Source organism: Oleiagrimonas sp. C23AA (genome assembly GCF_011759385.1).
Lineage (GTDB): Bacteria > Pseudomonadota > Gammaproteobacteria > Xanthomonadales > Rhodanobacteraceae > Oleiagrimonas.
Genome location: NZ_JAARLY010000008.1, coordinates 43,496 through 64,855, shown reverse-complemented (window position 1 = coordinate 64,855; position 21,360 = coordinate 43,496). Strand labels below are relative to the sequence as shown.

20 protein-coding genes are annotated in these 21,360 nt (G+C 65.8%); 11 read left to right on the top strand and 9 right to left on the bottom strand.

The annotated features are described in order from the left end of the window. Positions 1-22 precede the first annotated feature (22 nt). On the bottom strand, positions 23-1,474 hold the full coding sequence (locus HBF24_RS13640; RefSeq protein ID WP_167173834.1) for a bifunctional 2-methylcitrate dehydratase/aconitate hydratase: 1,452 nt from the start codon (positions 1,472-1,474) through the stop codon (positions 23-25). 347 nt (positions 1,475-1,821) lie between these two features. Here HBF24_RS13640 and HBF24_RS13635 point away from each other — a divergent pair, with 347 nt between their 5' ends. The 5 genes from HBF24_RS13635 to HBF24_RS13615 all read left to right on the top strand — a co-directional run bounded on the left by HBF24_RS13635 (position 1,822) and on the right by HBF24_RS13615 (position 6,125). Beyond that, a complete protein-coding gene (locus HBF24_RS13635) occupies positions 1,822-2,505 on the top strand; it encodes a TerC family protein (RefSeq protein ID WP_167173832.1) in 684 nt (227 codons plus the stop codon). 57 nt (positions 2,506-2,562) lie between these two features. Beyond that, positions 2,563-3,174, top strand: coding sequence for a glutathione S-transferase N-terminal domain-containing protein (locus HBF24_RS13630; protein ID WP_167173830.1), 612 nt, complete (start codon positions 2,563-2,565; stop codon positions 3,172-3,174). A 78-nt stretch (positions 3,175-3,252) separates the two neighbouring features. Further along, entirely contained in the window at positions 3,253-3,786 is a 534-nt protein-coding gene (locus tag HBF24_RS13625; protein ID WP_167173829.1) for a DUF2975 domain-containing protein, read from the top strand. Between the two features lie 33 nt (positions 3,787-3,819). Further along, positions 3,820-4,038, top strand: a complete 219-nt coding sequence (locus HBF24_RS13620; protein WP_167173827.1) for a helix-turn-helix transcriptional regulator — start codon at positions 3,820-3,822, stop codon at positions 4,036-4,038. A gap of 65 nt (positions 4,039-4,103) precedes the next feature. After that, positions 4,104-6,125, top strand: a complete 2,022-nt coding sequence (locus tag HBF24_RS13615; protein ID WP_167173825.1) for an NADPH-dependent 2,4-dienoyl-CoA reductase — start codon at positions 4,104-4,106, stop codon at positions 6,123-6,125. 74 nt (positions 6,126-6,199) lie between these two features. On the opposite strand, the gene HBF24_RS13610 is transcribed toward HBF24_RS13615, so the two are convergent. From HBF24_RS13610 to HBF24_RS13590, 5 genes are all read right to left on the bottom strand, one after another. After that, positions 6,200-7,036 (bottom strand): hypothetical protein, encoded by an 837-nt coding sequence (locus tag HBF24_RS13610; protein WP_167173823.1) that lies wholly within the window; start codon positions 7,034-7,036, stop codon positions 6,200-6,202. Positions 7,037-7,233: 197 nt separating this feature from the next. Next, entirely contained in the window at positions 7,234-7,725 is a 492-nt protein-coding gene (locus tag HBF24_RS13605) for a potassium channel family protein (RefSeq protein ID WP_206064340.1), read from the bottom strand. Positions 7,726-7,786: 61 nt separating this feature from the next. Next, positions 7,787-8,941, bottom strand: a complete 1,155-nt coding sequence (gene prpC, locus HBF24_RS13600; protein WP_167173821.1) for a 2-methylcitrate synthase — start codon at positions 8,939-8,941, stop codon at positions 7,787-7,789. A 106-nt stretch (positions 8,942-9,047) separates the two neighbouring features. Then, positions 9,048-9,932 (bottom strand): methylisocitrate lyase, encoded by an 885-nt coding sequence (gene prpB, locus HBF24_RS13595; RefSeq protein WP_167173819.1) that lies wholly within the window; start codon positions 9,930-9,932, stop codon positions 9,048-9,050. Beyond that, positions 9,929-11,035: a DUF2332 domain-containing protein gene (locus HBF24_RS13590; protein WP_167173817.1), complete on the bottom strand. Its 1,107-nt coding sequence runs from the start codon at positions 11,033-11,035 to the stop codon at positions 9,929-9,931. Before HBF24_RS13590 ends, prpB begins: the two co-directional genes overlap by 4 nt. Positions 11,036-11,134: 99 nt before the next feature. Here HBF24_RS13590 and HBF24_RS13585 point away from each other — a divergent pair, with 99 nt between their 5' ends. Further along, complete coding sequence (locus tag HBF24_RS13585) at positions 11,135-12,352, top strand: citrate synthase family protein (RefSeq protein WP_240922577.1); 1,218 nt, start codon at positions 11,135-11,137, stop codon at positions 12,350-12,352. A gap of 49 nt (positions 12,353-12,401) precedes the next feature. Here HBF24_RS13585 and prpE read toward each other — a convergent pair whose 3' ends face one another. Next, positions 12,402-14,306 carry a propionate--CoA ligase gene (prpE, locus tag HBF24_RS13580; RefSeq protein WP_167173813.1) on the bottom strand — a complete coding sequence of 635 codons (1,905 nt, stop codon included), beginning with the start codon at positions 14,304-14,306 and terminating at the stop codon, positions 12,402-12,404. A 150-nt stretch (positions 14,307-14,456) separates the two neighbouring features. Here prpE and HBF24_RS13575 point away from each other — a divergent pair, with 150 nt between their 5' ends. From HBF24_RS13575 to HBF24_RS13565, 3 genes are read left to right on the top strand one after another with little or no spacing between them, the layout of a single operon-like run. After that, on the top strand, positions 14,457-14,954 hold the full coding sequence (locus HBF24_RS13575; RefSeq protein WP_167173811.1) for an arsenate reductase ArsC: 498 nt from the start codon (positions 14,457-14,459) through the stop codon (positions 14,952-14,954). A gap of 38 nt (positions 14,955-14,992) precedes the next feature. Then, entirely contained in the window at positions 14,993-16,039 is a 1,047-nt protein-coding gene (gene arsB, locus HBF24_RS13570) for an ACR3 family arsenite efflux transporter (protein ID WP_167174162.1), read from the top strand. Continuing rightward, positions 16,036-16,359 carry a metalloregulator ArsR/SmtB family transcription factor gene (locus HBF24_RS13565; RefSeq protein WP_167173809.1) on the top strand — a complete coding sequence of 108 codons (324 nt, stop codon included), beginning with the start codon at positions 16,036-16,038 and terminating at the stop codon, positions 16,357-16,359. The genes arsB and HBF24_RS13565 overlap by 4 nt, the downstream gene beginning before the upstream one ends. 12 nt (positions 16,360-16,371) lie before the next feature. On the opposite strand, the gene HBF24_RS13560 is transcribed toward HBF24_RS13565, so the two are convergent. Together HBF24_RS13560 and HBF24_RS13555 are read right to left on the bottom strand one after the other, a co-directional pair. Continuing rightward, the gene (locus HBF24_RS13560; protein ID WP_167173807.1) at positions 16,372-17,517 is read right to left on the bottom strand and encodes a porin; all 1,146 of its coding nucleotides are present in this window, start codon (positions 17,515-17,517) and stop codon (positions 16,372-16,374) included. A gap of 76 nt (positions 17,518-17,593) precedes the next feature. Beyond that, positions 17,594-18,229, bottom strand: a complete 636-nt coding sequence (locus HBF24_RS13555; RefSeq protein ID WP_167173805.1) for a TetR/AcrR family transcriptional regulator — start codon at positions 18,227-18,229, stop codon at positions 17,594-17,596. A 118-nt stretch (positions 18,230-18,347) separates the two neighbouring features. Here HBF24_RS13555 and HBF24_RS13550 point away from each other — a divergent pair, with 118 nt between their 5' ends. Continuing rightward, positions 18,348-19,898 carry an efflux transporter outer membrane subunit gene (locus HBF24_RS13550; RefSeq protein WP_167173803.1) on the top strand — a complete coding sequence of 517 codons (1,551 nt, stop codon included), beginning with the start codon at positions 18,348-18,350 and terminating at the stop codon, positions 19,896-19,898. Continuing rightward, the gene (locus HBF24_RS13545; protein ID WP_167173801.1) at positions 19,895-21,352 is read left to right on the top strand and encodes an HlyD family efflux transporter periplasmic adaptor subunit; all 1,458 of its coding nucleotides are present in this window, start codon (positions 19,895-19,897) and stop codon (positions 21,350-21,352) included. The genes HBF24_RS13550 and HBF24_RS13545 overlap by 4 nt, the downstream gene beginning before the upstream one ends. The last annotated feature ends 8 nt before the right edge of the window (positions 21,353-21,360 follow it).

Genomic DNA, 21,360 nt, shown 5'->3' with positions numbered 1-21,360 from the left:
CATCTAGCAGTCACGGCCTCGTTCAGGCCGCGAACAGCTCCATGAAGCGATGCACCGGCATGGCATCGAGCGTGGCCGAATCCCTGCACGCGTCGAGAATGCGTGCCACGCGATGGGCCGGCAGGTGGCCGCGCAGCGCATGCTCGAACTTTTCGAGCAGCACGGGAATACCTTCGTCGCGACGCTTGCGGTGGCCGATCGGGTAATCGATGGCCACGCGTTCGGTGCTGGAACCATCCTTGAAGAAAACCTGCACCGCATTACCGATATAACGCTTGTCGGCGTCGAAATAATCCTTTGTAAACTGCGGATTTTCCTTCACTTCCATGCGATCGCGCAGCGCGTCGATGCGCGGATCGGCGGCGACATCGTCGTTGTAGTCGGCGGCGGTCAGGCGGCCGAAGATCAGCGGCACGGCGACCATGTACTGGATGCAGTGATCGCGGTCGGCGTAGTTGGACAGCGGGCCGGTCTTGTCGATGATGCGGCAGCCTGCTTCCTGGGTCTCGATGACGATCTTCTCGATCTCATCGACACGACCGGCGACCTCATCGTGCAGTTTCATGGCGCATTCGACCGCGGTCTGGGCATGGAACTCGGCCGGGAAGCTGATCTTGAACAGCACGTTCTCCATCACGTAGCTGCCAAACGGGCGCTCGAACTCGAACGGCTTGCCGCCAAAGGCGACATCGTAGAAGCCCCAGGTCTTGGCGCTCAGCGCCGACGGGTAGCCGACCACGCCCTTGTAGACGGCATTGATGGCATGAGTGACGGCACGGCGACAGGCGTCGCCGGCGGCCCAGCTCTTGCGCGGGCCGGTGTTGGGCGCGTGGCGGTAGGTGCGCAGCGCGCCGTTGTCGATCCAGCTGTGCGAGACGGCGGTAATGATCTCGTCCTTGCCGCCGCCGAGCATCTGCGTGGTCACCGCGGTGGAGGCCAGACGCACCAGGATGACGTGGTCCTGGCCGACACGGTTGAAGCTGTTCTTGAGCGCGTAGCCGCCCTGGATCTCGTGCGCCTTGATGGCCGCGGTGAGCACATCGCGCACGGTCAGCGGCTGGCCGCCCTCGCGCTCGGCACGGCGCGACAGGTAATCGGCCACCGACAGGATGGCGCCCAGGTTGTCCGAAGGATGACCCCACTCGGCCGCCAGCCAGGTGTCGTTGAAGTCCAGCCAGCGCACCTGCGTGCCGATGGCAAAGGCTGCCTGCGCCGGATCGAGCTCGTGGCTGGTTCCGGGCACGCGCACGCCGCCGCGCATGTCCGCGCCGGGCACCATCGGGCCCAGGTGCTTGACGCACTCGGGGAATTTCATCGCCAGCATGGCGCAGCCCAGCGAATCCATCAGCATGTAGCGCGCGGTGTTGTAGGCCTCGGTCGAGTCGATGCTGGCGTCGACCACGTAATCGGCAATGTCGACCAGCGGCTGGTCCGGATCGGGACGCTTGGCGGAACGGATGTCGTAGCTACCCATGATGAATTCCCGTGAATCGGTGGAGATAAAAAAGGACAGACAGGGCGGCGCCTGCGGCGACCGCGAGGCCGGCCATTGTGCCAGAAGCCTGCCATTACGGCATGGGTGGCATGCACCATGAACATGCATCTCACGCGGCGCTTGCGCCGGCAAACGGCCATGCGACAATGGCCCCATTCCCAAGGGGGAGTAGCTCCTGACGTGCCACGGTCGTCATCACGGGTCGGCAGACCCCGGCCGCGGCAGCCGCACCATCGGCGGCGAGCGAGACCTTTGCGAACGGCCACGGCGGTCAGCGCGCGCGTGGACGTTTGCCAAAGGCATGCGCGCTACGATACGGATACGTTATGGATCTGCTTCCCGAGCACTTCTTCTCCGGCCTGATCGCGATCATCCTGATCGATCTGGTGCTGGCTGGCGACAACGCCATCGTCATCGCCCTGGCCGCGCGCAGCCTGCCGCATCGCCTGCAGACCCAGGCCATTTTCTGGGGCACCTTCGGCGCCATTGCCGTGCGTATCGTGATGACCGCCGCGGTGGTCTATCTGCTGAAGATTCCCGGTCTGATGCTGGTCGGCGGCCTGGTGTTGCTGCCGATTGCCTGGAAACTACTGGCCAGCGCCGAGGATGATCCGGACATCAAGCCGGCGGCCGGTTTCTGGGCAGCCATGCGTACCATCGTGGTGGCCGATGCGCTGATGGGTCTGGACAACGTGCTGGCCATCGCCGGCGCCTCGCGCGGGCATCTGGGGCTGGTGGTGATAGGTCTGCTGATCAGCGTGCCGCTGGTGGTCTGGGGCGCCAAGCTGATCCTGAAGCTGCTGGAGCGCTATCCGGCGCTGGTCTACATCGGCGCGGCGGCGATCGCCTGGACCTCGGCGCGGATGATCTCGCACGAGAAGTTCACCAAGTCATGGTTCGACCATCACCCCTGGTCGCCCTACCTTCTGGATGTACTGCTGGTCGGCACCGTCTGCGGGCTGGGCTACATCAGCCGGCGTCGACGTGAACAAAGCCGCGAGCAGGCTTGATCGCGACACCATCCGGGCGCGAGCATGCAAGGTCTCCCTCCTGCCCTGGATATCTCCATGAAGCTCTACTACCTGCCCGGCGCCTGCTCGCTGGCCGATCACATTGCCCTGGCCTGGACCGGCGCCCCGTACGAGGCCGAAGAAGTACCGCGCGACCAGCTCAAGTCACCGGCATTCCTGGCCAAGAACCCGGCCGGCTCGGTCCCGGTACTGGAAGATGGCCATTTCGTGCTGACCGAGAATATCGCCATTCTCAACTACATCGCCGAGCTGCACCCGGGGGCTCACCTCAATGGCGACGACAGCCCGCAAGGCCGCGCCGAGGTCAACCGCTGGCTGGGCTTTTTGAACTCCGACGTGCACAAGGGCTTTGCGCCGATCTTCGGGCCGGGCAAGTTCACCGATGACGAAAACCAGCATGAGCCCCTGAAGGCCAAGGCCCGCGAACGCCTGAGTGAGCTGTTCGGCCGTATCGACCAGCGCCTGGCGGCAAGCCCCTGGCTGGCCGGCGCGCAGCGTTCGGTGGCCGATGCCTATCTGTTCGTGGTGTGGCGCTGGGCGCGCGCCAAGCAGGTGAACCTGGGCGGCTACGACCACCTGGCGGCATTTGCCCAGCGCATGACCGACGACCCCGGCGTGCAGCAGGCCATGCGCGAGGAAGGGCTTTAAGCCATTCCCGTTGACACGCTCTTTTACATGAATTAATTATTCCTTTGCGATAATTTTTATTCATGGAAAGGGAATGTCATGGGAACGACGCACACCCCGCTGCAACGCCACGGCCATCGACTGATGTCGTTGGCCTCGCTGGCCTTGTTTGTCACCTTCATGAGCTGGCTGCTGGCCATGGCCGCGCAAGTGGCGCCTTCCGGCCAGCTGCATACCTGGTTCGAACCGATTGGCGTAAGCCTGCCGCGACACCAAGCGCCGCTGACGATGACACAGGGATTGGCGCTGGCCATCAGCACCCTGCTTTGCACCGCGGCCATGATGTGGCCGTGGTGGGAGCTGCGCCGGCTGGGCCGGGGCCTGTGGCAGGGCGATGTGATCAGCGCGCGACTGGCGCGCGTTGTGCGTCGGCTGGCGCATGCGCTGGTCGGCGCCTCGGTGGTACGGATGGTGGTGACGCCGTCGGTGGCCGGCCTGTTCGGCGCGCAGGTGAATGTGCGCCTGGACAGCGGCCTGTTCCTGCTGGTGACCATTGCCATCGTCGCCTACGCCATGGCGGCGATCATGCAGCACGCGGTGGCGGTGCAGGCGGAAAACCATGAGTTTGTCTGACGCTCGACATCACCTGCCAGCCGGAGCGCGCTGATGACCATCATCGTGGAGCTGGACGTGATGCTGGCGCGGCGCAAGATGAAGTCCAAGGACCTGGCCGCCGCCATCGGCATCACCGAAGCCAATCTGTCGCAGCTCAAGCAGGGCAAGGTCAAAGGTGTGCGCTTCGCCACCCTGGAAGCAATCTGCCGCGAACTGGACTGCCAGCCCGGCGACCTGCTGCGCTTCGAGAAGAATGCCGAACAGGCATGACTGGCATTGCCGCGCACCACGCCGCGCCGCATAATCAAACGATTGTTTGAACATACGAGTCCGCCATGACCGCAGCCGCCTACCCGACCCTGCTCAGCCCGCTGGATCTGGGGTTCTGCACCCTGCCCAACCGCGTGCTGATGGGCTCGATGCACACCGGCCTGGAGGATCATGCGCGCGACTTCGACAAGCTGGCGGCCTATTTCGCCGAGCGCGCCGCCGGTGGCGTCGGCCTGATGGTCACCGGCGGCATCGCGCCATCCATCGAGGGTTGGTTGAAACCCTTCTCCGGTCGCCTGTCCATGCCCTGGCATGTGGGCCGGCATCGCAAGGTGACGCGCGCGGTGCACGATGAGGGCGGCAGGATCTGCATGCAGATTCTGCATGCCGGCCGCTACGGCTATCACCCGCTGTCGGTGGCGCCGTCCAAGATCAAATCACCGATCACCCCATTCACGCCACGGGCGCTGTCCTCGCGCGGTGTCGAGCGCAGCATCGCCGCCTTCGTGCGCAGCGCCACGTTGGCGCGCGAGGCTGGCTACGACGGTGTCGAGGTGATGGGTTCGGAAGGCTATTTCATCAACCAGTTCCTGGCCGAGCGCAGCAACCAGCGCGACGACGCCTGGGGCGGCGATGCCGCGCGGCGCATGCGTCTGGCCATCGAGATCGTCACGCGCATGCGCCAGGCGGTCGGGCCGGATTTCATCATCATCTACCGCCTGTCGATGCTGGACCTGGTGCCCAAGGGCCAGAACTGGGATGAGATTGTCACCCTGGCCAAGGCCATCGAGGCCGCCGGTGCCACCCTGATCAACACCGGCATCGGCTGGCACGAGGCGCGCATCCCGACCATTGTCACCAGCGTGCCACGCGCCGGCTTCACCTGGGTCACGCGCAAGCTCAAGGCCGAAGTCGCCATTCCGCTGATCACCACCAACCGCATCAACATGCCCGAAGTGGCCGAAGCGGTGCTGGCCGCCGGTGACGCCGATATGGTCTCGATGGCCCGTCCGCTGCTGGCCGATCCGGACTGGGTGCGCAAGGCCGCCAGCGGTCGGCACGATGCCATCAACACCTGCATCGCCTGCAACCAGGCCTGCCTGGATCATGTGTTCGAGAACAAGAGCGTGTCGTGTCTGGTCAACCCGCGCGCCTGCCATGAAACCGAGCTGCGCATTGAGGCGGCGAGCACGCCGCGCCGCTACGCCGTGATCGGCGCCGGCCCGGCCGGCCTGGCTTGCGCCAGCACGCTGGCCGAACGCGGCCATGCGGTCACGCTGTTCGATCAGGCGGCCGACATCGGCGGCCAGTTCAACATGGCGCGACGTATCCCCGGCAAGGAAGAGTTTGCCGAAACGCTGCGCTATTTCCGTCACCGCCTGCATACGGCCGGCGTCGAGATGCGCCTGGGTACCAAGGCCACGCCGGAGCTGCTGCGCGGCTTCGATGCCGTGATCGTGGCCACCGGCGTCACGCCGCGCGTGCCGCGTTTTGAGGGCATCGAGCATCCCAAGGTGCTGAGCTACGTCGACGTGCTGGCCGGCGATGCCCCGGTCGGCCCGCGCGCAGCACTGATCGGCGCCGGTGGCATTGGCTTTGATGTGGCCGAATTCCTGGCCCAGCCGGCGCCCTCGCCGACCACCGATATCAGTCGCTGGACGCACGAATGGGGCATCGACATGTCGCTGGAAAAGCGAAGCGGCCTGACCCGCCCACAGGTGGAACCGGCCGCGCGCCAGCTCTACCTTTTGCAACGCACCGCCGGACGGCCCGGCAAGCGACTCAACAAAACCACCGGCTGGGTACATCGCGCCACGCTCAAGGCCAAGGGCGTGGAAATGCTTGGCGGGGTCAGCTACGACCGGGTGGATGATGCCGGTTTGCACATCCGCATCGGTGACGAGGCCCGTCTACTTGAAGTGGACCACGTGATCATCTGCGCTGGTCAGGAGTCGCGCCGCGAACTGGCCGATCAGCTGCAAACCGCCGGCGTCCAGACCCATGTCATCGGCGGCGCCAATGTGGCCGCCGAACTGGATGCCAAGCGCGCCATCGACCAAGGCACGCGTCTGGCAGCACGGCTCTAAGAGAGGCGTTTTTTGCTGGCAAAAAAACGCCCGCAAGACGCGGGCGTTTTCCAAGCTGCCGTGGGCCGCCTCGATCAGAAGCGGAAGGTGGCGAACACCGACGGCCCGTCCAGCTTCAGGTTGAGGCTGTCGCGGTAGGTGTCGTGCTCCTGGTGCAGGCGAATGCGGTTGATGCCGTATTCGGCGCTGATGCCGAAGTGCTCGGTCGCAAACCACTGCACGCCCAGCGAGGCGTTGTAGATGTGGCCGTACAGCTTGCCGCCGTTCTTCTTCACGCCCGAGGCATCGAAGTACATGCGCCAGTGATCATTGAAAGCGTGGCGCCAGCCCAGCTGAAGCAGCGGCGCCCAGGCATCGGCGTCGGTGGAGCTTTCGGCCGCCTGCGTGATGCCGTCAACGGTGGCATCGCCACGCATCGAGGCACGCACCTTGTAATAACCGGCACCGATGCCGATGCCGAAGGTGTCATTGCCCTTGCCGATCCACCAGCGGTAGGCGGCGCTGCCGAAGTCGAACTTCAGGCGACCATCGACATTGGCATGTGCATCGTAGGTGTTGCCGTCATAGCTGATGGCGCGGTCCAGTGCGCCCGAACTGGAACGGTTGTAACGGTAGTAGTCGAACGAGAAGCCTTGGCTGTCACCTATCAGCACGTCCAGGCGCGCACGCGGCGACCAGTCACGATCCTTGAAGCCCAGGTCCTTTTCCAGATTCAGGTCGCCGTTGAGCACATCGTTCTGGTCACGGGCATGCAGCGTGGTATCGCTGCGCGCGTCGTAGCCGCCCAGCCACAGGCTGACACGATCCAGTGCCGGCGAATGCTGGGCAAAAGCAGAGCAGCTGAGCAACAGGCCGGAGATGGCCAGCACGGGGCGCAGTCGGCGCGACACGGGGCGCGGATTCAAAGGCATCGGAACTCTCCTTGCATACAACTTGTTGGAAGGGGCGCGGACGGCTACTGCGAGCCCCCTCTCGAAGCCGTCTCGTGAGTTCGATGCTAAATGTTGGTGATGTGCAGAAAACGCCAAATGACGTCAAATGCTGCAGCGCACATCAGCGCGGGTTCATGGCGCTGGCCGGGTGCTGAATAGGCACTGTGACGAAGCGCTCAGTTGCGCCGCCAGTGCCGCTCCATTTCAAGGTAGGTAAAGGAAGCCGACCAGGTGATCAGCACAAAACCGGTCAGCGCTTCGGTGCCGACCAGGAAGCGGATGGGCCCGACCGGAATCACATCGCCAAAACCCACGGTGGAGAAAGTCACCGCGGAAAAGTACACGTGGTCGAGCAAGGCGTGCGGGTCGATGCCATGCACCTGGCCGAAGCGCGGATCCCAGGCCACCAGGGCGAACAGCGCCAGCGCGAAAACCCAGATTTCCGCCACGTGCACGGCGAGCACGCCGAAGATGCCGTGCAACACGCGTCGGCGTCCGAACCGCGACACGCGCGTCAGACTGCGCGAAAGCAGAGTCAGGCACTCATAGTGCAGCAGCACGCAGGCGGCCACCGCGAACATGGTCACCAGCGCGGTGATGGCGTTGATGCCCCAGTGCGGATAGGCACCGCTGGCCAGTATCGCCATGCCTGCCATGGCCTCGCGCATGCGTGGAATCCCTCAAGGTGGTATCGGGCCGCCCGGCAGGCACCGGACGGCCCGCCTCAGGTCAGCGTTTCTCGATCGGCGTGAAGGCGCGATCTTCCGGGCCGGTGTAGTTGGCGCCCGGACGAATGATCTTGCCATCCACGCGCTGCTCCATGATGTGCGCACTCCAGCCGGAGGTACGCGCAATCACGAACAGCGGCGTGAACATCGCCGTCGGCACGCCCATCATGTGATAAGCACTGGCCGAGAACCAGTCCAGATTCGGGAACATGTTCTTCAGTTCCATCATCACGTTCTCGATGCGCTCGGAGACCTCGAACAGCGGATCGTTGCCGCCCTCGTGGCACAGCTTGCGGCTGATCTCCTTGATGATCGGGTTGCGCGGATCGCCGATGGTGTACACCGGATGGCCGAAGCCGATGACGATTTCCTTGTTGGCCACGCGCTGGCGGATGTCGGCCTCGGCCTCGTCGGCGCTGCGATAGCGGCTGATGATGTCCATCGCCACCTCGTTGGCACCGCCATGCTTGGGTCCGCGCAGCGCACCGATGGCGCCGGTCAGCGCCGAGTACATGTCGGCGCCGGTGCCGGCGATCACGCGCGCGGTAAAGGTGGAGGCGTTGAACTCGTGCTCGGCGTACAGCACCAGCGACTTGTCCAGCGCATTGGCGTGCAGCTCGGACGGCGTGCAGCCGTGCAGCAGGTGCAGGAAGTGGCCGGCAATGGTGTCGTCATCGGTTTCGGTCTCGATGCGCTTGCCGTTGTGGCTGTAGTGGTACCAGTACAGCAGTACCGAGCCGAAGCAGGCCATCATGCGGTCGGCAATGTCGCGCGCACCGGTGACGTTGTGGTCGTCCTTCTCCGGCAACACGGTGCCGATCACCGAGCAGCCGGTACGCAGCACGTCCATCGGATGGGTGGCGGCAGGCAGCAGTTCCAGCGCGCTTTTCACCGGCGCCGGCAGGCCGCGCATGCGCTTGAGCTTGGCGCGGTAGGCGTTGAGCTCGCTCCAGGTCGGCAGCACGCCGTGCACCAGCAGGTGCGCCACTTCCTCGAAGCTGGCCTTGGTCGCCAGATCGTGGATGTCATAGCCGCGGTAGTGCAGGTCGTTGCCGCTGCGGCCGACCGTGCAGATGGCGGTGTTGCCGGCGGCCACGCCGGACAGCGCGACGGACTTCTTGCCCTTGGGGCGCGGCTGGGTCTCGGTATCGCTCATGGTTGCTTTTCTCCGTTGGCGCGCAGGTCCGAAGGGGCGGATCGGCGCTGGCGTTGAATCGATGACCACGACGGCGGCGCTTGGCGCCCGGCCGCCGCGGCCGGTATCACTTGGTGTCGCCGAACAACTGGTCCAGCTTCTGTTCGTAGTCCCAGTAACCGAGCGTGTCGTAAAGCTCGGTGCGGGTCTGCATGATCTGGGTGACGTTGCGCTGATGGCCATCCTGACGAATGGCGCCGTACACATTGAGGGCGGCGCGCGCCATGGCGCGGAAAGCGGACAGCGGGTACAGCACCATGTCCACGCCCACTTCGCCCAGTTCCTCGACGCTCCACAGCGGGGTCTTGCCGAACTCGGTGATGTTGGCGAGCACCGGCACGCCCACGGCATCCTTGAACTGGCGGTACATGGGCAGCTCGGTCACGGCCTCGGCGAAGATCATGTCGGCGCCGGCCTCCACGCACAGCTTGGCGCGCTCGATGGCCGCTTCCAGGCCGTCGACGGCAATCGCATCGGTGCGCGCCATGATGACGAAATCATCGTCCTGGCGCGCATCTGCCGCGGCCTTGATGCGATCGGCCATTTCCTGCGCCGACACCAGCGCCTTGCCGGGACGATGCCCGCAGCGCTTGGCCGCGACCTGGTCCTCGATATGCACAGCGCCGGCGCCGGCACGCTCCATGGTGCGGATGGTACGGGCTATGTTGAAGGCACTGCCCCAGCCAGTATCGATGTCCACCAGCACCGGCTGCTCGACCACGCTGGCCAGGCGCTCGACGTCGATGGCGACATCTTCCATGGTGGTGATGCCAAGATCGGGAATGCCCCGGCTGGACGCGGCCACGCCCCCGCCGGACACGTACAGCGCCTTGAAGCCCTGGCTCGCGGCCAGAATGCCGGCGTAGGCGTTGATCGCGCCAACGATCTGCAGCGGAGATTCCTCGGCCAGCGCCGCGCGAAAGCGCGCGCCGGCGGACGGACGTTTGCTCATGGGGCGTCCTCCAAATGTTCGATGGTAGAAGAAGTTTCGACAAGCGGCTGTGCACGCCATTCAATGCGGCCGCCGTGGGCGTCGGTTTCGGCCAGCAGGCGCGTTTCGCCGCCGGGCCAGGTGGTCAGGGTCAGCTGCGGACGCGCCATGTCATCACCCGGCTCAAGACGCATCCAGGCCAGCGGCGCGCGGGCATCGGCGCGGCTGCCGGCCTGTGTCATGGCCGCCTGGATACGTTCGCGCGTGGCCTCGGGCAGGTAGTCCCAGACCAGCGAGTGGAACACCACGGTGAGCTGGCCGGGCACCGCAGTGGCCAGTTGCGACTCCAGCCACAGCGCGGCATCGGCACCTTGCAGCAACGGCAACTTGTCACCGACCTCATCCAGCGCCAGCTCCAGGCGGCGCAGGCGGGGGCGCTGATCGGCCCAGATGTAGGCGCGCAGGCGCAGCCGCGCTTCGGCCTCGGACACATCCACCGGGAACAGGTCGCAGCCGGCGCGCTGGGCCACGCGCAAGGGTGCACCCACATCCGGCAGCTCGCCCTCCCAGCGCGGACGCATGTGCACGCGGCTGCCGACCGGCCCCCAGTGCGCATCGCCCATGGAATAGCGATAGTGGTCAAACATCAGGTTGAGTCCGGCACTGGCGCCCAGCTCCAGCAGCCGCAACGGCATGCGGTAGCGACGGGCCAGATGCAGAAAACCACCGACGAACGCCGCCGAGCGCCCCACCTCGTTGGTCTGCGGCACGCTGGCCAGATAACCGGCAGCGTAGCTCACATGATTGCGCCAGGCCGACTCGATGCGAAAGCGCAGCGATTCATCATCGCACCAGGCTTCGGCGCCGCCGGGATAGACCTCGGCCAGCGCGGGGGCTCGCCCGGAAAGCACCAGGCCGTGCAGCGCCGCGGCAACGCGCAATGGCAGCGCGTCGTAACCACCGGCGCTGGGAAGCTCGGCCACCGACGCCATCGGTGAGGCAGGAGCCTGCAGCGACACCACGACCTGCCGCAGTACGCGGGCGGTAAACGGTGAACCCAGCCGCTCGCACCACTCGATCTGGCGCGTAAAGGCCTCAACAAGCGCATCGGAAACCGTAGACATGGAAAGCATACCCACTGTGATGGCGGCGAATTGCCATATTTACTATCGCGCCAACGAATAATGTTGATCAATCTTGATTGCATCAATCAATATGAATCCATGAGCGCTTACCTATCCGCCACTGAAGCGGCACGCCGACTGGGGGTCAGCAACGCCACGCTGTATGCCTATGTCTCACGCGGCCTGGTGCAGTCACGCCCTGGCACCGATCATCGACGCCGCGAATATCGCGCCGAGGACATCGAGCGCCTGTTGCGCAAGCGCCGCGCCGGCAGCGGCCCCTCGCAGGGCGCCGCGCAAAGTCTGAGCTGGGGCTTGCCGGTGCTTGAGACGCGCATCAGCGCGATTGGGCCGGATGGTCCGCACTATCGTGGCCAGTCGGCCTTGCAGCTGGCCGACAGCGGCGCCGGTCTGGAGCAGGTAGCCTGTCTGCTGTGGGATGCCTCGGGCGATTCGCCCTTCGCCGCCGAGCCACCCGGCCAGTGGCCCAGTGTGGTGCGTGCCCTGCTCGATGCGCCCGGTCGCTCGCCTTTGGCGCGCACGCAGGCGGCGATGCCCTTGCTGGAAGCCGGTTCCAGCCGGCACTTGAGTCCGGCGCCCGGCCCTCGGCAAGCTGCCGCGGCCACGCTGACCCGCCAGACCTGCGCTCTGCTGCTGGGGCGCACGCCCTCGGCCGAGCCCATTCACCAGCAATTGGCCGATGCCTGGCGTGCCGGTGACCAAACACTGGCCGAGCACCTGCGCGTGGCGCTGGTGCTGTGCGCGGATCACGAGTTGAATGCGTCTTCCTTTACCGCGCGCGTGGTCGCCTCCACGGGTGCCAGTCTGCACGCGGCCGTGGCCGCCGGACTTTCGGCGCTTTCCGGGCCACTGCACGGTGGTGCCACGGCCCGCGCCGGAGCGCTGATACGCGCCGCACAAGCCAGCCATGATGTGCATGCCATGGTGCTGGCGCGCTGGCAGCGTGGCGAACCGTTACCGGGATTTGGCCACCCGCTGTACCCGGCAGGCGATCCACGCGGCGCCATGCTGGTCGAACGCCTGCGCCATGGCGCCACACCCCATGACGGAGCACCGGTCTGGGCACTGCTCGATGCCGTCGAAGCGATCACCGGACACAAGCCCAGCATCGACTTTGGGCTGGCCGCACTGATGGCGCTTTACGGCCAGGCGCCGGAAATGGGCCTTAGCCTGTTCGCCGCCAGCCGCGTTACCGGCTGGCTGGCGCATGCCATTGAGCAGCAGGTGCAGGGCGACCGCATTCGCCCACGCGCGCGCTATGTCGGCCCCAACCCGCAGGCCGCCACCGACCACTAGAACGTCAGCACGGATGGTAGCCGGAAGCGCACTGCGCGGAACCAGAACTCTAACCGTGACGAAGATCGGGTCCGCGCGCCAGCGCCTTGCGCACCGCTTCCAGCGCGGACGGATCATCCAGCGTGGAAAGATCGCCCGGGTCGGCCTTCTGCGCCAACGCCGACAGCGAGCGGCGCAGCAGCTTGCCCGAACGCGTCTTGGGCAGCGCATCGACGATGTAGGTGCGCGCCGGCTGTGCGATCGGCCCCAGTTGCTCGACCACCCGCGCCTGCATGGCGCTGGCCGCACGCTGACGCTCACCGGCATCGCAGCTGGCCGCCTTGAGCGTGGCGAACACAATGGGCACCTGACCCTTGATCTCGTCGGCCACACCAATCACCGCGACCTCGGCCACCTCGCCGCAGCCGGCGACCACCTCTTCGATCTCGCGCGTACCCAGGCGGTGCCCGGCCACATTGATGACATCGTCGGTGCGACCAAGGATGTAGTAGTAGCCATCCTCATCGCGAATGGCCCAGTCCAGCGAGCTGTAGAGCAGCTCCTTGAAGTGGCTGAAATAGCTTTGCACATAGCGCTGGTCATCGCCCCATACGGTGCTCAGGCAGCCCGGCGGCAACGGCGGCTGGATGGTCAGCACGCCTTTCTCGTTGGCCGCGCAATCGGCCCCAGTCACCTCGTTCACCAGGCGCAGCTTGTAGCCCAGGTTGGGCAGGCCGGGCGAGCCCAATTTCACCGGCTTCATGTCCAGCCCAGGCAGCAAGGTCAGCACCGGCCAGCCGGTTTCGGTCTGCCAGTAGTTGTCGATCACCGGACGCTTGAGTCCGTCGGTGATCCAGTGCGCGGTCGGCTCGTCCAGCGGCTCGCCGGCCAGGAACAGCCATTTGAAAGCCGAGAGGTCGTATTTCCCAAGCCAGGTCTCGTCCTGCTTTTTCAGCACGCGGATCGCAGTGGGCGAGGAAAACATGGTGCGCACGCGATAACGCTCGCACAGCTGCCACCAGATGCCCGGATCGGGACGAATCGGCAAACCTTCATATAGCAGCGAGGTGGCGCCGACCAGCAACGGCCCGTACACGTTGTACGAGTGCCCCACCGCCCAGCCGACATCGGAGGTGGAGAACATCACTTGCCCCGGGCCGACATCGAACACCATGCGCATGGAAAGAGCCAGCGCCACGGCGTGACCGCCCACATCGCGCTGCACGCCCTTGGGCTTGCCGGTGGTGCCGGAGGTATAAAGCACGTAGCTGGGTTCGTTCGACTCCAGCCACGCCACCGGCACCTCGCTGTTGGCGTGGCGGGCGGCGGCACCGGCGTAGTCGACATCGCGCCCGGCCTGCATGACCAGCTCGCGGTCCAGTCCACGGCTGACCACCAGCACATGACGCGGCGGATGCACCGCTTCCTCGCAGGCGGCATCGACCAGCGGCTTGTAGGCAATCACCTTGCCGCCGCGCATGCCGGCATCGGCGCAGATCAGCAGCGCCGGCTTGGCATCGTCAATGCGCAGCGCCAGGTTGTGCGAGGCAAAACCGCCAAAGACCACTGAGTGAATGGCGCCGATGCGCGCGCACGCCAGCATGGCGATGGCCGCTTCGGCCATGTTGGGCATGTAGATCACCACACGCTCGCCGCGGCGCACGCCCAACTCGTGCAGCACGGCGGCAAAGGTCTGCACCTCGCGGTGCAGCTGGCGATAGCTCAGCTCGCGGGTCACGCCGGTTTCGGTCGATACCGCCACCAGCGCCAGTTGATCGCCGCGATCGACCAGGTGGCGGTCGATGGCGTTGTAGCAGAGGTTGGTCAGGCCGCCGCAGAACCAGCGGCGAAACGGCGGTGCACTTTGATCGAGGATGGCATCGGGCGCACGGCGCCAGTCGATGGCCGCGGCCTGCTCGGCCCAGAACGCTTCCGGCATCTCGACGGAGCGCCGGTACAGATCCTCGTACTGCATCGCTCTTTCCCTCTCCCAGCATGCTTTCGGGCAGCGTAGATCAAGGTCTTCGCGCGATCTGCGCGACCATGGTCGAAGCGCGCTCACGGGCTTTCTTTTGTCTTCATTTCGATTATCATGGAAATATCAAAATAAACGAGAAGCCACGCCATGACGCCCTATCGCGTGCTGTTTATCTGCACCGCCAACTCGGCGCGCAGCATTCTTAGTGAAGCGGTTTTGCGCCATCGCGGTGGCGCGCGCGTGGCCGCCTTCAGCGCCGGCAGCCAGCCCGGCGGACGGGTGCACCCGATGGCGCTTGAAGTGCTGCGCGATCACGGCATCGACACCGCCGACCTGCACAGCAAGTCGTGGCAGCGCTACACCGACGCCGGCGGCCCGCCGCTGGACTTGGTGGTCACCGTGTGTGATCGCGCCGCCAGCGAAGCCTGCCCGGTGCTGTTTGGCGATTTCATCCGCGTGCACTGGGGGCTGCCCGACCCGGCGGCAGTCACCGATCCGGCCGCCCAGCGAGCCGCTTTCGAGCAAGCGCTGGCCTGTATCGAGCAACGCACCGCAGCGCTGCTCAAACTGCTGGAAATGCATCCACACCCCAGCCACGACGCGCTGGCCGCAATCGGCCATCTGACGCCGGAGACATCCGCATGAGCACGCCCACCCACGCCACGCCGGAAAAGGCGCCCCGCATGGCTTTCTTCGAACGCTTTCTGAGCATCTGGGTATTGCTGTGCATGGCCGGAGGCACCCTGCTCGGCCAGGCGCTGCCGCACACCTTCGCCCGCCTTGGCGCCATGCAAGTGGCGCACGTCAACCTGCCGGTGGCGGTGCTGATCTGGCTGATGATCGTGCCGATGCTGCTGAAGATCGACTTCGCCGCGCTGGGCCAGGTGCGCCAGCACTGGCGCGGCATCGGCGTCACGGTGTTCGTCAACTGGGCAGTGAAGCCCTTTTCCATGGCGTTGCTGGGCGCGCTGTTCCTGCGCTATCTGTTCAAATCGTGGCTGCCTGCCGATCAAATAGACGCCTATATCGCCGGCCTGATCATCCTGGCCGCGGCGCCGTGCACGGCGATGGTGTTTGTGTGGAGCCGCCTGAGTGGCGGCGATGCCCCTTTCACCTTGAGCCAGGTGGCGCTCAACGACGCCATCATGGTGCTGGCCTTCGCGCCCATCGTCGCCGCGCTGCTGGGCCTGTCTTCGATCACGGTGCCCTGGGCCACGTTGATGCTCTCGGTGCTGCTGTACATCCTGGTGCCGGTGATCGTGGCCGCACTGTGGCGCCGGCACACGCTGGCGCGTGGTGGACAGGCGGCGCTGGAGGCGCTGCTGACCCGCCTCGGGCCGGTTTCCCTGTGCGCGCTGCTGGCCACGCTGGTGCTGCTGTTTGGTTTTCAGGGGCAGCAGATCCTGGCCCAACCGCTGGTGATCGCGCTGTTGGCGGTGCCGATTCTTATCCAAGTGTATTTCAACGCCGGACTGGCCTATTGGCTCAACCGGCGCTTTGGCGTGGCACATTGCATCGCCGCGCCCTCGGCACTGATCGGTGCCAGCAATTTCTTCGAGCTGGCCGTGGCCACGGCGGTGAGTGTGTTCGGCGTGCACTCGGGCGCGGCGCTGGCCACGGTGGTCGGCGTACTGGTGGAAGTGCCGGTGATGCTGTCGGTGGTGGCACTGGTCAACCGCAGCCGGCGCTGGTACGAGGTCGGCGCCCTCCGCCATGGAGCCAAGCCATGACGCTTAACAACCAGGACCAGGCTGTGCAAATGCTCGGCGCACTGGCGCAAGGCCATCGGCTGACCGTGTATCGACTGTTGATCCAGCACGCCCCCGATGGCCTGCCCGCCGGCGACATCGGCGAAAAGCTCGGGGTGCCGGCGGCGACGTTGTCGTTTCATCTGAAAGAGCTTAGCCACGCCGGTCTGGTGACGCGCCAGCAACGCGGCCGCCAGGTGATTTATGCCGCCGCCACCCAGGCCATGCAGGCGCTGATCGGCTACCTCACCGAGAACTGCTGCCGTGGCGAGCCATGTCTGCCCACGGCGGCATGCCGCTAGTGTCCTGATCAACTAGAACGCCAGTTGCGCACGCAGATCGAGCAGATGCGGCGATAGCGCCTGCCCACGCCGATCGCTGAAGGCGCGCACGTAATTGGCCTGCAGCTTGAAGCCGAAAGGCAGGTACCAGTTCACGCCAAAGGTCCAGTCGTGCTCGCTGCCGCCCAGCACGTCGGCGTGATCCAGGTCCAGCCTGGAGTAGCGCACGGCCAGCTCCAAGGCGCCCGTGGGCGCCGCTGGCTTGATGTTGCCGAAGCCCGATTTGGCATACGGGCGCACCTCGCCGGTCAGCACCCAACTGGCACTGACGTAGCCGCCGTGACCGCGCGCATCGGGCGCGCCCTGGCGCGCGGCGCGAATACCCAGGTACTCGCCCTGCAGCAGCAGCGGTCCGGACTCCCAGCCGGCCTCGGCGCCGCTGCGATCGATGTGATCGACGCCCTGCAGGCTGCCGGTATCGACCAGGCGCACCGGCGTCAACGGCACTTCTGGACGCGCCCGCACCCGTGCCGAACCCCGGTCGCGCTGCTCACGCGAGGCGGAAACGCCCAGATGCAGCACATGACCCTTGCTGCGCCACGGCGCATACACCAACCGGGCGGCCTCGGTGTTGCCCTGGGCCGAATGATTGAGGTCGGCGTGGCCGTACCAGGCCAGTTGCCACAGCCAGGCGCCCTGCGCGGCCGTATTGCTCCACTGCACGCCGGCACGGCGTCCTTCGTACACGGCCTGCTCGGGCAGACCACGCTCGGTGAACGTGGTGGCGCTGGCCGAGGTATTGCCATCCTCCCAGCCGACCAGGGTCTTCATCTGACCGACGGTGAACGCACCGGCGCGGGTCTTCAGCGACAGCTTCACATCCAGCCAGCTCTTGCTGGCATCGTTGTAACCGGCGGCAAACGACCAGCCACGGTCATCGGTTACGTACAGATACAGATCTTTGCGCCGCCAGTCGTTGATGTCACTGAAAGTGGTACTGCCATCGGCACGACGGTCGTGACTGATATCCAGGCTATCGTATTGCAGCAGCCCCTTGAATCCGATTTGCGTGTGCTGATCCAGCGGCACGGACAGTACATGGCCGGCAAAAGCCGGGGCACAGGCGAACGCACTCAGCGCCAGCGGTAGGGCGCACAAGCGCAAACGGGCTCGACTCATTGGATGGCTTCCCTTCACTCCCCAGACACCCGCCCATGGTAGGCGGGGCCATGTTGAGCGTGAAGTGAACCGGCTCTCAGCGACGATAAAAGGCCAGGAACAGCGCCACGTTCTCGCGCGTGGCCTGCGCCCGGCGGGCATCGGTCACGCAGCCGGCGCCAATCAGGCACTCTTCCTCAAAGCGCCCCTTGGCCAGACTGACGAACTGGCGCGCCGCCGACTCCACATCCGGCACGCGCAGCACACCACGGCGATCCCACTCGGCCAGGTAGCGTTCCACCGGCTCGAACAGGCGCCGACGCAACAAACCCATGATCACCTCGGACATGCCGGGCATCTTGCCGACCTCGGCGATTATCAGTCGCCGCAGCGCCACCAGGGGCGGCGATACCGCGGTCGCCATGATGCGCATGGAAAGCTCCGGCAAGGCCTGGTCTGGCGCTCGCGACAGCATGTCGGCAGAAAACGTATCGGCGTGCAGACGCTCGGAAGTCTCGTCGATCACCGCGCGCAACAGCCCTTCCTTGTTGCCGAACAATCGATAGGCCGTGGTCAGCGACCCTCCCGCCTCCTCGACGATGGCGTTGATGGAAGTGGCGTCATAGCCATCGCTCATGAAGCGGCGCGAGGCCACCTCCAGCAACCGTGCGCGTCGCTTCTGGCCTCGTGAAATGATCGGTTCACGTTCGTATTTCTGCGGGGTCGCGGACACGTCTGCTTCATTCAGGATAGGCACAATGGAGACTATATTGTACGAATTAGTAGTAAACGCTACAGTTTTGTATATGGCGGTCGTGGTGGCCGCCGTCCGTCCTTAACGGGAACACCCTATGTCGAGTAAGCCCAATCTTCCGGGCGCACCCGCGCGCGGTCTTGCGCGACGCCTGGCCGTGCCCGCGCTGGCACTGGGGGCAAGCCTTGCGCTGGCCGCATGCGCACCGCCAACGCGCCCACCCGATGTGCACCTGCGCGACAGCGCGCCCCTGGCCGGCATCGGCGCCAGCCAGCCGGGCTGGCCGGACGCCCGGTGGTGGCAACAGTTCGGTGACGCGCAACTGGATGCGCTGATGCAGCGGGCGATGCGCGAATCGCCCAGCATGACGCTGGCCAAGACACGCTACCGCCAGGCCCGCGCTGCCATCGCCCGGCAGCGCGCCAAGCTGAGTCCGGAAGTACGTGGCCGCCTCCAGGCCAGTCACAGTTATGCCAATCCCGACATTGACGTCAATAGCGGTTCTGCGCAGGGCCAGGGGCAGAGCCAAAGTCTGATCAACCTTCCCGACAGTTCCACGCAGAGCAACGTCGGCGTGGTCGGCGCCATGTTCACCTGGGATCTGGATCTTTGGGGCCGCACGCAGGCCGCGCTGGACAGCGCCATCGATTCGGCGCACGCCGCCGAGGCCAGCCGCGCCATGGCGGCAGCCTCGCTGCAATACAACGTGGCCAACGCTTACTTCGCCTGGCAGGCCGTGCAGGCCCGGCTGCAGGTAGCCAGGCACACCTTGGCGCGCGCGCAGCGCTACGTGAAGATCGAGCAGCTGCGCGTCGGTGCCGGTGTCGATGATCCCGACCAGCTCGACCAGGCCCGTTCACAACGGGCCCAGGCACGCCAGCAGCAGGCTCAGCTCGACGGCATGGCCCGCATCCGCCGCGCGCAGCTGGCCGCGCTGATCGGCATCTCCAGCGCTGACCTGGGCAAGCTAAAGCCGATGCCGCTACCGCACCCGGACGCACACCTGCCCAGCGATGCGCGCATCGGCCTGCTCGCACGCCGCCCGGACATCGTTGCCGCCCGCTGGCAGGTGGAAGCGGCCGCGCGCGGCGTGGACGAGGCGCATGCAGCCTACTACCCGGATGTCAGCCTGACCGGGCTGGGAGCCTACCTGCGCATGTACCCGAAGCTGGGCTCGGGCGACCATGTCGGCCTCACCCTTGGCAGCTTCGGCCCGGCCGTCAGTCTGCCGATCTTTGAAGGTGGGCGCCTGGACGCGGCCTACAATGCCAGCCGCGCCAAGCTCAACCAGGCCATAGCCAAGTACAACCAGACCGTGGCCGAAGCGGCCGGCAAGGTTGCCCGCCAGGTGCTGACCATGCGCCAGCTGGTCGATGTGTCGGCGCAGCAGCGCGATCAGGAGGCTGCGGCGGCGCGCTCGTACAAGCGCGCCCAGCTGCGGGTCGAGCGCGGCGTGGATGATCCGCGCCAGGCACTCTCGGCCGGCATGAAGCTGGATAGTCAGCGTGACCAGATGCTGCAGCTTCGCGCCCAGCGGCTGTCGACACAGCTGGCCCTGATCCACGAGCTCGGCGGTGGTTATACCGCCCCCCGTTCCCTGCCCGGAAACCGTCCGGCGCATGCCCAGAACCAGGAAGCTTCCCGATGACCCGTAGCGACGAACCGACTCTCGGCGCCGATCAGCCGCACCCGTACAAGTACAAGTTCAAATACATGTACCAGTACGCCCATCCCGGCTCGCCCGAGCAGCCGGACCCTGAGGCGGCCCAAGCGCAGGCGGCATCTCCAGCGGCGTCAGGTGATGAACATGGCGATGCCTCCCCGCACGGGAACAGCCAGGCACGCGATGGCGAGCAGGCGCCGGACGAAGACCAGGGCGCCTCCGCCGACGACAAATCGGGCGGTCAGGATGGCAACGGCAAGGACGATGACGACAAGGAGTCAAAGGAGGACGAACGTCGCCGCAAGCGCAAACGCAACATTGTGCTGATCGTCATCGCCTGCGTGTTCGTACTGGCCGGCATTGGCTGGCTGCTGTACGACCAGTTGGTGCTGCAATACGAGGCGACCACCGACGATGCCTACATCCAGGGTGATCAGGTGCAGATCTCCTCGCGCGTCAACGGCACCGTGGTGCAGGTCAATGCCGAAAACACCGATCTAGTGCACGCCGGCCAGGCGCTGGTGAAGCTGGACCCGGTCGATACCCAGGTCTCGCTGATGAACGCCCGCGGCAAGCTGGCCCAGGCCGTGCGCCAGGCTCGCCAGATGCAGGCCCAGGCTGCCGAAGCCGATGCCGCCATCGCCCAACGTCAGGCGGCCTATGAGCGCGCCCGCGCCGAGTACCGCCGCCGCCTGCCGCTGCTCAAAGCCAATGCCGCCTCGAAGGAACACGTCGACTCGGCCCGGCGCCAGATGCAGCAAGCCAAGGCCGCCTATGACCAAGCCCGCGAGCAGGCCAAGGCCGCGCACGCCTCGGTCGACGGCACCACCATCAGCGACTTCCCCGCCGTGCAGCAGGCGCGCGCCAACTTCATTCACGCCTGGGTCGATGCGCGCCACAACGCCATCATCTCGCCGGTGGACGGCTACGTCGCTCAGCGCCACGTGCAGCCGGGCCAGCACATCCAGGCCGGCCAGGCACTGATGGTGGTGGTGCCGCTGCACAACCTCTGGATCGATGCCAACCTCAAGGAAACCGACATCGCCGGCGTGCGCATTGGACAGCCGGTCACCATCACCACCGACGCCTACGACGACGTCACTTTCCACGGCAAGGTGGTGGGCCTGGCCGCCGGTACCGGCAGCGCGTTCTCGCTGCTGCCGCCGGAAAATGCCTCGGGCAACTGGATCAAGGTGGTGCAGCGTCTGCCCGTGCGCATCTCGCTGGAGCCCAAGGAGCTGGACAAGCACCCGCTACGCGTGGGGCTTTCGGCCTACATCAACATCAACACACATGATCGCGACGGCCAGGTGCTGGCCTCGGCACCGCGTCGCACGCCGCTGATGACCACCGCTGTATACAACCGCGAAATGCGTGATGCGCAGAAGGCCGCCGATGCGGTCATCGCCGCCAACGCCCATGCCGGCACCTCGTCGTAAGGACCGGT